Source organism: Petrotoga miotherma DSM 10691 (assembly GCF_002895605.1).
Taxonomy (GTDB): Bacteria; Thermotogota; Thermotogae; order Petrotogales; family Petrotogaceae; genus Petrotoga; species Petrotoga miotherma.
Genome location: NZ_AZRM01000064.1, coordinates 1 through 12,068 on the forward strand (window position 1 = coordinate 1; position 12,068 = coordinate 12,068).

A 12,068-nucleotide genomic window follows, 5' to 3' on the forward strand; every position below is an offset into this window, starting at 1 on the left:
CATAGAAGGTATCTTGTTGCACATAAAAACGAATATCTCTAACGGTAAAATAGAAGGTATGAACTCTAAACTTAGAGGATTTACTAAAAGGGCTTTTGGTTTTAAAACATTAAAGAATTTAAAAATCACTATCTTTATTGCCCTTGGTAAACTTAATTTAACTCCAGCTTAATTACCCACTATTTTCGTGATAGAACCAAAAATTAACTTTTCGATGATAAGTATTAAAAAAATAACTGAAAGCCCTTTCTAAAGCTACGATACCTATTAAAAAGGCAAGGAAAAAAGGCAGTATGTTAATTCTTTGAAAAGATATTATATCGTCGATTAAATACTGAATGAAAAAAGGTCTCAAAGCTGCTAATGCTAAAGTAACAACACCCAAAAGAAACATAAAAATCATATACTTTTTATAATTTTTTATACCATATCTTATCAATCTTCTAGCGTGTAAATTCATACTTTAACTCTCCCCCTATAAATGGAATTTTTAAGAGTTTGATTCAACAAAGTCTTTTTCGGCTTTTATTAAAATAGAATTTTTAACAACTTCCTTAAGCAATTGACAGCTTTCATGAGGTATATGCATACTGTTTCCCAAGAGATAAGGGGCAATAGGACATCCTCGACAAAAAAATTGTAAAAAGCAGTTCTGACATTCGTTATCTTTAGTCTTATCAAATATTTTACTATATTTTTGTTTGGAAGTAATCAAAAGTTGTCTCAATTTTTCTTTGGTATCATATACATTTCCAATCAAAAAGTTTTTGTTACTAACCAATAATTGGCAAGGAAAAACATCTCCTTCTGAATCAACTACAAATTCTGTGATTCCACTGCCACAATAAAGGCAGGTTGGTGGTGCATTTAATACCTGATTCGCAAGACGTTCTACTGAATCAATTTCTTGTTTGTTCCCGTTCTGGTAGGAATTTATTGCAGTTTGATATTCATCAACTATAAAAAAATCTCTATTAGGAAGAGCTAATGTTGGATCTTTTGATATAACAGGAACAATCATTACGTTTTCCAATTTGAATTTCTCGTAAAAGAAAGACTGTAGGTCAAGAGGTTTTATTCCATTTTCAACATGATAATTAGTATAAGTTACTTCTACTATCCTAAAAAGTACTCTAATTCATTCCAAATTTTTGATAACATATGCTTATTTTTTCCCAACCAAGAAAACAAATTAAAAGGATCAATATTATTAAGAAGATCAGAAAAAAATTGTTCATATTGTTGTTCTAAATAGTAAGCCTTTAATGAAGGTTTATGAAATAAAACCGTTGGTTTACTATTTTTTGCAGTAAAAAGGAAAAGGTCGTTTTTTAATTTATGAAAGTTCTTCACCACTAGCTCTAATTCGCTATTTTCCAATTTCCACACCTTAACACCAGAACAGTGATCAACAAAGCAACAATAAATTTCTTCATCCTCTTTCATCCCCTTAGATTATTCTTTTTATTTAAAACTAATATCTCAAATAATCCAACCCTTCATTTTAATCATACGCTTTTCCATATGATTTTCAACTGTTTTTTTAATTGGTATCAAATATACATTGATAAAGTATTACAGAGATCGGTCAAAAAATACTTATGTTAAAATCAAATTCGATAATTTTTGTTATCTTTAAATTACTTATATCCTCTTTTTCTTTTTTTATCTGTATCGTGGTACAATTATGTTTGAATGGTTTCGGTCTATTTTTAGAAAATTTCTATGTTGAATTGAAGTAAACGAATATTCTATTATTATAACATTGTGTAAATATTTCATGAGGATAAGGAGGTTCTCAGAATGAATCTTCGATCTTTGGTTGAAATTGTGAATAAAGGACAGTTTATAAGACCAATTTTGAACTATGTTGTTCATTACTTAGAAAGTGATAGAGCAGATAAAAATAAAAGCGTTGTCAATTACATAAACGTTTTGAAATTAAAATGGGATGTTAAATACGATGAAGCCCTTGAGATAATAGATGAAGAGTTACAGGGATTGAAAAAAGGTGGTTTGCATTGTCTTTTTTTGGATCAAAAAATTTATATATTGAATAGAATTAAACAAAAAGAGGGCGTTAAAAAAGTATTCGACGAACTAAAGGATAATTTTGATAATATACCTGTTTATGTCAGAGGCCTTATTGTAGAAACTCTAAAAAATATACATGAATTGTATTATGAACCCGATGAAAGTATGGAAAAGATAAGATATTGGAGTAAGAATTATGAACAAAACCTTGGTGATAAAGGTTTCATATTACTATCAAAAGCAAGAGGAAAAAAGAACGAAGAAAGATACGATGAAGCCATTTCTTTAAACATCAAAGCATTTAAGGTTTTAAAAACTATTCCACATCCTTCTGGTATGGTGCAAGCTTTAAATAAGATATCTTGGTGGTTGAAAGATGTAAACAAAGAAAAGGCTTTAGCTTTTACTTTTCCATTAGGATTCTACCTTGGTTACTACTTCGATGATAATAACTTTAATGTTTTCAATTCCCTCGATACTATGTTTCAAGTACAGAAGAATAACAAAGATCCTTTGGTTTATGAGACCGCTTTTATTTTTTCACGCTTAGTTTCATCGTTGAGTGGTGATAAGAAAAAAATAATATGGAATGAGTTTGAATATACAATTCACGATGTCAGACGTCTTGTTTTAAATATTAGAAATAGAAATTACTTAAACACAAAAACATTGAGGGCTTTCATAAGAAAAGAGATAGGAAAAGAAAAGATACCCATCGATTCAATGAACATTTCTGAAAGAACGTTGAAAGAGTTTTTATCTGCAAAGACAAAGTACATTCAACCAAATACCTTGAGAAACATATTAGATGCTCTTGAGTTTAAAATCAACACATCCACACCTATATGTATAATCAAAGAACTGAAAAAGAAGGATATAGATAAAAAGTTTGAGATAAACCTTGAAAAGTTTAAAAACCTTCCGAAAGGAAGACAAATATCAGAACTCTTTACCTCTTACCTCGTTCATTACTACAAAGAAGAGATTGATCTAAAAAAGATAATTAAAGAGATAGAAGATGACAGTTTAATTGAAGAAAGATGCGATTACTACACGAAAGAGTTAATAAACTCTATCTTTGAAAGAAATCCAAAGATAAATTTTGATTCTTTACTAACAACCGTTCAAAAACCAAAAATCTACACAAACAAAAATATAACCTTCAAAGAACATCCTTTTTATTTGGGAAGGAAAGAAGTTGTAAAAAGGTTTGTGAGGGACTTGGATAAAAAGAATTTAAAAGAGTTCATTGGAAATTACATTGGTCTTGATATAAGACAAAAAAAGACAGTAGAAAAATTCATAATGAATTACGGTAGGTACTACGATTTAAAAGATATACCAAAAGAATTCACACCGAAAGTACCAAAAGAGATTAATCCATTCGTGAAAAAATACACGTTGAAAAGAAAACCTTCTGCTATTTCTTTTTATGTGTTTGAAGGGGAAGAAAGAGGAGAGTTTGTGGAAATTACCGGCAATTTTTAATTGAAAAAACGCCCATTTAGGGCGCATTTTCGGAAATTATTTTATTACTTTCATTCATTCAACACCCCAACTTAGTTGGGAAGAAAAGGGTTTAGCTTTTGACAGATGCTATATTTTCCTGTGATGTTTTTGGTTCTTTTATTGGTTTTTTTAAATCGATTCCTAAAAATTGGCTCATGTAGAGATTGTAGTAAAAGCCTTTATTTTTCATGAGTTCTTCGTGATTTCCAGTTTCTACAATGGAACCATGATTCATTACTAAGATCGTATCGGCATTCCTGATTGTAGATAATCTATGAGCAATGATAAAGCTTGTTCGCCCTCTCATCAATTTTTCCATAGCTTGTTGTATTAATGTTTCTGTACGTGTGTCAACAGAGCTGGTTGCCTCATCCAAGATCAAAATTTTAGGGTTTGCAAGGAAAGCTCTTGCGATGGTTATCAATTGTCTTTGACCTTGTGATAGGTTCGAAGCTTCCTCATCTATTATTGTGTCGTAACCATGGGGTAATGTTCGAACAAAATGATCCACATACGCCGCTTTAGCAGCATGGATGATCTCCTCATCAGAGGCATCTTCTTTACCGTATGCGATATTTTCCTTTATCGTGCCTCCGAATAACCAAGTGTCTTGAAGAACCATACCAAAGTTTTTTCTGAGGTCTGATCTTCTCATTTGCCTAATATCAATGCCATCCAACGTGATTCTTCCATCTGTGACATCGTAGAATCTCATTAGAAGGTTGACAAGTGTAGTTTTTCCAGCGCCTGTTGGTCCAACTATCGCTACATTTTCCCCAGGATAAACATTTAAGTTCATACCCTCTATCAAAGGTTTTTTAGGATCATAACTGAAAGATACGTTTTCAAAGGCTATTCTTCCTTTTATTTCAGGTAATTCTACAGGTTGGACTGGATCAGGAAGTTCGTCCTGTTCATCTAGGAGTTCGAATACTCTTTCTGCGGAAGCTACAGTTGATTGTAAAATATTTATAATATTAGCTGTTTGAACTATTGGTTGGGTGAACATTCTTGAGTACTGAATGAACGCCTGTACATCTCCAAGTGTCATTAGACCGTTTGCTACCCTAAGTCCACCGATAACGCTGACAGCTACGTAGTTAAGATTGTTTAGAAAAGCTATTGCAGGTCTTATTATGCCTGATATGAACTGAGATTTGAAACTTGCTTGGTATAATCTAGCGTTTTCGTTGTCGAATGTTTCTTTAGCTTCTTTTTGTTTGTTGAAAACCTTTACAATGTTATGGCCTGAATATGTCTCCTCTACATGACCGTTGAGTTTTCCCGTACTGTCCCACTGCGTTTCAAACTGTTTCTGAGATTTTTTTACAATGAACATTGTGACAATCAGAGATAAAGGAATCAGCGTCAAGGCTATTAATGTGAGCAATGGACTTATCGTTAACATCATAACTATTACACCGATTATAGTGACAGTAGCTGTTATGATCTGTGTTAACGTTTGTTGAAGCGTTCTTCCTATATTATCAATATCGTTGGTTACTCTACTGAGAATATCACCGTGGGAATGACTATCAAAATATTTAAGTGGTAGTTTTGCTAGTTTGTTATCAACATCTTTTCTTAGCCTATAGATGGATTTTTGAGAGACACCCGCCATTAGATATTGCTGCAACCACTTGAAAAGGGCAGATAAGCCGTAAATTACCAATAGGGTTAATAAGATTTGTACGAGTTTGTTATAATCCACTCCCTGGCCTGGCACTATGTTCATTGGCCCAATCATTTCAGCAATTTGATCATTCCCGGAGAGTTTAAGCATTTGTATAGCTTGTTCTTTTGTCATATTTTCAGGCATATTTTTGCTTATTATACCTTCGAATAACACATTTGTGGCGTTTCCTATTATCTTAGGGGCTGTTATCATAAAGACCGTAGCTAAAACGGCAAAAGAAACAACGAACAAAATAGGCACTAATTGAGGTTTTAAATATCCAAGTAGTCTTTTTAAGGACCCCCAAAAATTTTTTGGTTTTTCTCCAGGGGTTGCTCCTCGTCTACCCATTCCCATCCCCATAGGTTTTTTAGTTGAACTGTTAGGAGTTTTTGGATTATTGTGACTCATGCTGTTTCCTCCTCTGGTAACTGGGATTTTACGAGCTCTCTATATACTTCACATGATTGCATAAGATCTGAATGTTTTCCTTGTCCAGCTATTGTTCCGTCGTCGTTTAGAACGATTATTAAGTCTGCATTAAGTATGGTACTTACCCTTTGAGCTACGATTATAACTGTGGCGTTTTTAGTCTCTTCCTTTAAGGCTTCACGAAGATTCGCATCGGTTCGGTTATCCAAAGCAGAGAAACTATCGTCGAATATATAGATCTTTGGCTTTTTGACAATTGCCCTTGCAATAGATAGACGTTGCCTTTGACCACCGGAGAAGTTCGTTCCTCCTTGATCAACTGGAGCTTGTAGTTTATCAGGTAATTCTTCTACAAAATCCTTCGCTTGGGCTATTTCTAAGGCATGCCACATTTCCTCTTCCGTTGCATCTTTCTTACCATATGCTAGGTTGGAAGCTATCGTTCCACTGAATAGATAAGCTTTTTGAGGTACAAAACCTAGTGAGTCTCTAAGGTTTTCCATCGACAGTTCTCTTATGTCTACACCGTCGATTTCTATCTTCCCTTCGGTGACTTCGTAAAAGCGTGGGATCAAGTTTATAAGAGTGCTTTTACCGCTTCCGGTGCTACCAACAATTGCGGTAGTTTTGCCAGGTTTAGCCTCAAAAGAAATATTTCTTAGTACGGGTTCCTCAGCGCCTTCGTATTTGAATGTCACATTTTTGAAGGAGATAGTGCCTTTTTTACTTTTTAAAATAACTGGTTTGTCTGGTTCATTAATTGTAGGTTCTGTTTCTAATACCTCTTTGATACGATCGGCAGATGCTTCTGCACGAGGCCACATGACAAACATCATCATTGCCATCATTATTGATATGAGTATTTCCATGATATATGTTAAGAAGGCTGTCAAGTTGCCTATTGGCATTGCTCCACTGTCTATTCGCATTGAACCGAACCAGAGAATACTAACGGTTGAAAGGTTCATAATAAGCATTAGAAGAGGCATACCTAATGCTAGTAATCTGTTTACTTTTATGGAGGTTTGGGTTAAATCGCTATTAACTTTATCAAATCTTTTTTCTTCACTTTTATCTTTCACAAAAGCCCTGATAACACGTACACCCATTAATTTTTCACGTAGAACACGGTTGACGTTATCGAGCTTTATTTGCATGCTTTTAAATAGTGGAATTGCCTTACGCATTAGAAAGAATACAACAATTCCCATCAGTGGGATTATCACTAAAAGCGAAGTAGAAAGGACAACGTCTTGGCGAATAGCCATAAAAGCACCACCTATTGCCATTATGGGTGCAAGAATCATCACATTCAACATTATTAATACCAACATCTGAATTTGGTATACATCATTCGTGTTTCTCGTTATTAGCGAAGCGGTTCCAAACTTGTCTATATCGTTCTGAGAGAAACTAAGTACCTTATAGTAAAGATCTCTGCGTAAGTCCTGCGCAAATTTTGCAGAGATTCTTGAGGCAAAAAATGTCGCCCCTACAGCAGCACCAACGAGTAATAGGGAAAATAACAACATCTTCCCTCCCGCTTGCATTATATAAGTGAGGTCTCCTTTGGCAACACCGTTGTTGATAATGTCTGCATTTAAGTTTGGAAGGTATAAGTTTGAGACAGCTTGGACGGTGAGTAACACCAATGCCAAAATTACCTCTTTATAATACTGTTTTAAATATTTGCTTAGTATGGTTTTCATCCTTGATCTTCTCCTTTTTGTAAATGTTTTGATAGGTTGTTGGATATTTTTTTTAGTAACTCGTTAAAGGTGTTGAGTTCTTCATCTGATAACCCTTCAAAGCTGTATCTAACGATCTTTGAGAAGGATGTTTTTAAATTTTTTATTTCTTCTTCTCCTTTTTCAGTTAAGAACATCTGAAGTGTGCGCATGTCATCAGGATCGGATTTGCGAAGTATGAGCCCCATTTTCTCCAATCTTTTGAGAATCAACGATACGGTTGGGGGAGCTACGTTCATGAGCTTGGCAAGATTTGTTTGATTTATACCAGGGTTTTTCCAAATGTACCATAAACAGACTCCTTGTCCAGGATAGACATCTTTTTCTGCCATAATTTTGAAATTTAACTGTCTTTGGAGATTCATCACTTGAAAGAATTGTTGGACAACGTTGATCGTTGATGGATTGAGTTCATCAAAGGGGAAATTTTCTGTGCAAAGTTTTTTGTCTTTCATTTCTTTTTTCTCCTCTTCTTTTCTCTTATAGTTAGATTGCAGTTTTTAGAGATTCTAAAACTTATTTTTAGCGCTCTTTCACCCCGCTCCCCACCCGTGAGGAAAAGAGTCTTTATTAGCGCCCCTTCGCCCCACAGCCCGCCCATTTAAGGAAGGGATCTGCGGTCCCTTAAACCCTGTGGAGTGAGGGCTTCGCCCTGTGACCCTTTTAAAAGTCGAGCGTTTTTTGTGAGTTAATTGTTTGTATAGTTTTCTTGTAAACTTTGCTTAGTCTTTATTAGCGCCCTTCCCCCGCTCCCCACCCATTTAAGGAAGGAGCTTTACCCTTTCACCCCGCTCCCCGCCCATAAGGAAGAAAATCTTTATTTCTTCATTTTCATTCGGCAGCCCGCCCATTTAAGGAAAAGATCTGTAGTTTCAAAGACTGCGTCAATCTTCTATTAGTATGCTAATAATTAACTTACTAACTATTAGCACACTAATAGTTAGTATACTATCTTTTTTTGAAATATCAAGTTTTTATTTGAAATTTTGATTAATAGTTTATATCTTTTGAATGAGTCGAGGGGGAGGGGGAGAGATTAATACTTCGCTTAGAGGAGTTACTGAGCAAAATTTCCCAATTTTTAAGGAGCAAGCTGCTGAACCAAGAGGGGAAAAATTTCTTTGACGGTTTTGATGTTGTGTTGTAGAGTATTACTTTTTTCATTCCTTTTGTGCAGACTGTGGAGCGAAGGGAACTTAAACCACCATTAAAAATGCTGACAAGAAGAGAAATTTATAAAATTAAGCATCATAGTAATATACTGGCCAGTAATATACTCACCAGTATATTACCAGCCGGTATATTATATCACAATATAATGATTTATATTCAAATCTATTATATCGAATGCGTTTTTTATTTTGTTAGACCAGTTTAGATTTATGGGGTGTTCTATTCTTGTGGAGATGACTGTTTCCAAGTTGAGTATGTTGGCTAGGTCGTAGTGTTTTTTTAAGTTGGTTAGTCCACCAACTTTGGTGATATCTAAGACGACTCCTGAAGCAATATTTGATACTCTGATAATATCCTCAGGTTGTTCGATGGATTCATCCCAAAAAATTGGGTAGTTTATTTGTAGATTGCTTAAAGTATTTTCTTTATACTTCGGGGTTGGTTGTTCTAAAGCCATAGTTTCAGAGGTTTTCAAAAGTTTTAGAATTTGTCTGATTTCATGGTGGGAGAATAAACCTCTCAGGTCAATCCATAGTTTTTTACCTTTGAAGAGTTTCAATATTTTTTCAAACTCTGTGAGCAACGGTTTTTCTAAGAACTCTATTTTTATAATTTTTTCATCTTTTTGAATTTCTGGAAGTAAGTCAAATATATTAATGCCTTTTTTCCAAAAAATTCTAAAGAGAGATTCCTGCGAGATACTTTTTTTAGTCGGGAAGAGCAATTTTGCTGGATCGTAATTGTATTTGTTTGTTAGGTAGTCAAAGATCGCTAAAAAAACAGCGGTTTTTGAAGAGTTGTCTCTTTTTATCTTTTCATTGAATTTTTCTTCGATGTTGGGTAGGTTTTCAATATCATCTTCCATTTCAAATAGATCTCTAATTAATTCCAATATCGCCATGGTAGTTTTAAATGTCTCACCAAAATAGTAATTGGGGGTAGCTGCCCCAACCCCCTGAATTCCTTGTTTGTCTATGAATTTAAATATAGCATGCTCTTGCCATTCTATATTTAGATTTTTTAAGATCGTTCTTTCTTGCCAGTAGTATACGTCTCTTTTTCTTTCTTTCATGAATTTTCAGCCCTCTTAGTATATATTTTGCATTAGTAAATACCAAAATAAGGAAACTAATATTGCATAGGTTGGCGATAAGATTAGCTCTTTTATATTTTTTTCTTTTACAAAGATAAGTTTGTATGCTAATCCGGCGCCTACTGCTATAATGGACCAAAGGTAGTTTTGAGCCATCATAAAAATGAATATCGCTAACCTTTCCGATGCACCGATTGTGTCTTTTTTTTCTTTTTCAAATAGGTTGAAAGTTCTGAATAAGAAGCTTCCAAAACTTGTTGTTACGATCATTCCTACAATATAGAACTGAAAGACGTTAGATAAGAAAGAATCTTGGAAAAAGCTTCTGAATAGGTATGACCAGATTAAAAAGGCCCCTAAAAATATGATTTCAAAGTAGATGTTGGTGTTTTGGTTTTTTATTCTTAGTAAGTCTATACCTATATGAAGAAGGATGGAGAGTGAAACTATTAAAAGCATCCATCCCGTTAACATATCAAAATTGAAAGCTAAAAAGACCAATAAAACCCAGATTAGATGTTTATAATAACTGGACTTTTCCAAGAATTTATCAGAATAAACGTTGGTAAAGGCAAAATCAGATACAAAATGGCTTAAAAAGAGAGTCATTGAAAACATAGTATACCTCCATTATTATTCCCAGTAATTTCTTTCGACGACTTTTAGTCGTGAGAAGTCTCCTTTTTTTCTTCCTACCTTTGCACAGGGTTTACCATCGACTTCTACTATATCTGCTGTGAAGTCGATTTTTTGTTTCAGCAACGATGATCCTACACCGTATAGATCTACGGGAACTTCAAGGGTTTCAAATAAATCGATTTTTTCTTGGTTAAATCCCCCTGAGACCATTATTTTTAAATTGTTCATTCCTAGTTCATCGAATTTTCTTCTCGCCCGCCATACCATCTCAGGGTTAACTCCTAAAGATGATTTGTCTTTTGGAATGACAGATTTATCTCTTAAGGATCCAGATGTGTCAAATCTAACGGCCCAAATTTTGTCTTTTCCTTCACCAACTATTTTGGACAAATCCCCTCTATCAATATTGGGTTTTTCATCGTATATGTGTTCATAAAACTCTTCTGCTACTTTGATGGTAGTTCCAATAACGTCGTTGTCCCAGTCTACTAACACCATTCTATTTACATGACCATCTATATATTTGTTAAAAGCTATAGCTGCGTCCGAGGTGTTTCCATTGTAAGCGGCAATTAAAGCATGGGGTATGGTTCCGAGAGATTCAACTCCCCAATAATCAGCGTTTGCATCGGTAGATACTCCAAAGGCGCCGGCTTTCAAGGCGGCATAACCGTCAGTTGTTTGAACCCAAAAATGATCAAATCTTGCGCTAAAAAACAAAATCGGTTTTCCTTTAGCGGCGTTGACAACTTTTTTTACAGCGGTAGCCGTGCTGGAAGCCCTTGCCATTACCCCTAAAAGAAGTGTTTCCAGATGTCCAAAAAAAGCAGGATTACCCTTGATTACGAACACAGGCTCCATATTCTTTGCTTCGTCTCCATCGTTCAAAGCAAGTACTTCTATTTCGTCCCATTTATCTACCCATAAACTGTTTAGTAGCATCCTAAGGTCCCATTTTTTATTTGTACAATTTAGAAGTTCTTCTTTGTCCATTCGTGTAGAGGCGTCTTGTATTGCTCTTTCTATGGTTAAAATTTCATCAAAAATCTCTTTTGCTTTTTCTTCATCTTTGTAGTAACCTGTTCCATAAGTTAAAAGGGATAGTGCTTCATCTATTCCAACTACTACACAGTCTGCTCTTGGAAAAAATTGGTAAGTTACATTTACTTTTCTCTTGTCTTTCTTTAGGACTTCTACATACCTTGTAAAGTATTTGTCAGTGTAGTACCCCATTCTTATTTTGTCGATGGGTACTTTGAAGAGCTTTGGATGTAATCTTTTATTTGTTTCGTTTAAATCCATTTTTTCCACCTTCTGATAAATTTTTTCGCCGTCTTGTGGCGCTTTTAAAAATAGATTGTTAGTTTTGTAAAATGATTTTTAGGTTTTTTTATGTAAGCTCCGCCTAGTCTTTATTTGCGCCCCTTCGCCCCGCAGCCCGCCCATAAGGAAAAGGAACTTTACCCTTCACCCATTTCTCATCTTTCTAAATCGAGTAGATATTTTTTCCATTTGATACTTGGACTAAACTTTCCTATACTGCCATCGCTTTTTATTACCCTGTGGCATGGGATAATTATGGGTAAAGGGTTGTTCTTCATCAAATTTCCCACCGCTCTGTAAGCTTTTGGATTTCCAGCTTTTGATGCCAATTCTTTGTAGGTAATTACGCTTCCCTTTTTTGTGTTATACAAAGTTTCATAAACCTTTTTTGCAAAAGCTGTTTCACCAGGGAAATCAAATATTTTTTTTGGGATTTTTGGGA

12 protein-coding genes are annotated in these 12,068 nt (G+C 34.6%); 2 read left to right on the forward strand and 10 right to left on the reverse strand.

Going from position 1 to position 12,068, the window contains the following annotated elements:
* Window positions 1–16 precede the first annotated feature (16 nt).
* On the forward strand, window positions 17–172 hold the full coding sequence (locus X928_RS10465) for a transposase (RefSeq protein WP_169926373.1): 156 nt from the start codon (window positions 17–19) through the stop codon (window positions 170–172).
* Here X928_RS10465 and X928_RS09350 read toward each other — a convergent pair whose 3' ends face one another.
* The 3 genes from X928_RS09350 to X928_RS09360 form a co-directional block, all read right to left on the reverse strand.
* Entirely contained in the window at window positions 173–460 is a 288-nt protein-coding gene (locus tag X928_RS09350; protein WP_211286518.1) for a hypothetical protein, read from the reverse strand.
* Between the two features lie 30 nt (window positions 461–490).
* Complete coding sequence (locus tag X928_RS09355; RefSeq protein WP_103079496.1) at window positions 491–1,033, reverse strand: SPASM domain-containing protein; 543 nt, start codon at window positions 1,031–1,033, stop codon at window positions 491–493.
* 83 nt (window positions 1,034–1,116) lie between these two features.
* The gene (locus X928_RS09360) at window positions 1,117–1,380 is read right to left on the reverse strand and encodes a hypothetical protein (RefSeq protein ID WP_169926374.1); all 264 of its coding nucleotides are present in this window, start codon (window positions 1,378–1,380) and stop codon (window positions 1,117–1,119) included.
* Between the two features lie 423 nt (window positions 1,381–1,803).
* Between X928_RS09360 and X928_RS09365 the strand changes: the two genes are divergently transcribed.
* Entirely contained in the window at window positions 1,804–3,522 is a 1,719-nt protein-coding gene (locus X928_RS09365) for a hypothetical protein (protein WP_103079498.1), read from the forward strand.
* Window positions 3,523–3,613: 91 nt separating this feature from the next.
* On the opposite strand, the gene X928_RS09370 is transcribed toward X928_RS09365, so the two are convergent.
* From X928_RS09370 to X928_RS09400, 7 genes are all read right to left on the reverse strand, one after another.
* A complete protein-coding gene (locus tag X928_RS09370; protein ID WP_103079499.1) occupies window positions 3,614–5,629 on the reverse strand; it encodes an ABC transporter ATP-binding protein in 2,016 nt (671 codons plus the stop codon).
* Window positions 5,626–7,359 (reverse strand): ABC transporter ATP-binding protein, encoded by a 1,734-nt coding sequence (locus tag X928_RS09375; protein ID WP_103079500.1) that lies wholly within the window; start codon window positions 7,357–7,359, stop codon window positions 5,626–5,628. The genes X928_RS09370 and X928_RS09375 overlap by 4 nt, the downstream gene beginning before the upstream one ends.
* Window positions 7,356–7,853, reverse strand: coding sequence for a MarR family winged helix-turn-helix transcriptional regulator (locus X928_RS09380; RefSeq protein ID WP_103079501.1), 498 nt, complete (start codon window positions 7,851–7,853; stop codon window positions 7,356–7,358). Before X928_RS09380 ends, X928_RS09375 begins: the two co-directional genes overlap by 4 nt.
* Window positions 7,854–8,701: 848 nt before the next feature.
* Entirely contained in the window at window positions 8,702–9,643 is a 942-nt protein-coding gene (locus tag X928_RS09385) for an enolase C-terminal domain-like protein (RefSeq protein ID WP_103079502.1), read from the reverse strand.
* Between the two features lie 15 nt (window positions 9,644–9,658).
* Window positions 9,659–10,282 carry a hypothetical protein gene (locus tag X928_RS09390; protein ID WP_103079503.1) on the reverse strand — a complete coding sequence of 208 codons (624 nt, stop codon included), beginning with the start codon at window positions 10,280–10,282 and terminating at the stop codon, window positions 9,659–9,661.
* Between the two features lie 15 nt (window positions 10,283–10,297).
* Window positions 10,298–11,605 carry a nicotinate phosphoribosyltransferase gene (locus X928_RS09395; RefSeq protein WP_103079504.1) on the reverse strand — a complete coding sequence of 436 codons (1,308 nt, stop codon included), beginning with the start codon at window positions 11,603–11,605 and terminating at the stop codon, window positions 10,298–10,300.
* Window positions 11,606–11,781: 176 nt separating this feature from the next.
* Window positions 11,782–12,060 carry a methylated-DNA--[protein]-cysteine S-methyltransferase gene (locus tag X928_RS09400; protein WP_103079505.1) on the reverse strand — a complete coding sequence of 93 codons (279 nt, stop codon included), beginning with the start codon at window positions 12,058–12,060 and terminating at the stop codon, window positions 11,782–11,784.
* Window positions 12,061–12,068: the final 8 nt, after the last annotated feature.

Bases quoted from the DNA above. Each gene is read 5' to 3' on its own strand.
- X928_RS09380 (WP_103079501.1), bottom strand. From the start codon at position 7,853: ATGAAAGACAAAAAACTTTGCACAGAAAATTTCCCCTTTGATGAACTC.
- X928_RS09375 (WP_103079500.1), bottom strand. From the start codon at position 7,359: ATGAAAACCATACTAAGCAAATATTTAAAACAGTATTATAAAGAGGTA.
- X928_RS09365 (WP_103079498.1), top strand. From the start codon at position 1,804: ATGAATCTTCGATCTTTGGTTGAAATTGTGAATAAAGGACAGTTTATA.
- X928_RS09390 (WP_103079503.1), bottom strand. From the start codon at position 10,282: ATGTTTTCAATGACTCTCTTTTTAAGCCATTTTGTATCTGATTTTGCC.
- X928_RS09395 (WP_103079504.1), bottom strand. From the start codon at position 11,605: ATGGATTTAAACGAAACAAATAAAAGATTACATCCAAAGCTCTTCAAA.
- X928_RS09385 (WP_103079502.1), bottom strand. From the start codon at position 9,643: ATGAAAGAAAGAAAAAGAGACGTATACTACTGGCAAGAAAGAACGATC.
- X928_RS09370 (WP_103079499.1), bottom strand. From the start codon at position 5,629: ATGAGTCACAATAATCCAAAAACTCCTAACAGTTCAACTAAAAAACCT.
- X928_RS09350 (WP_211286518.1), bottom strand. From the start codon at position 460: ATGAATTTACACGCTAGAAGATTGATAAGATATGGTATAAAAAATTAT.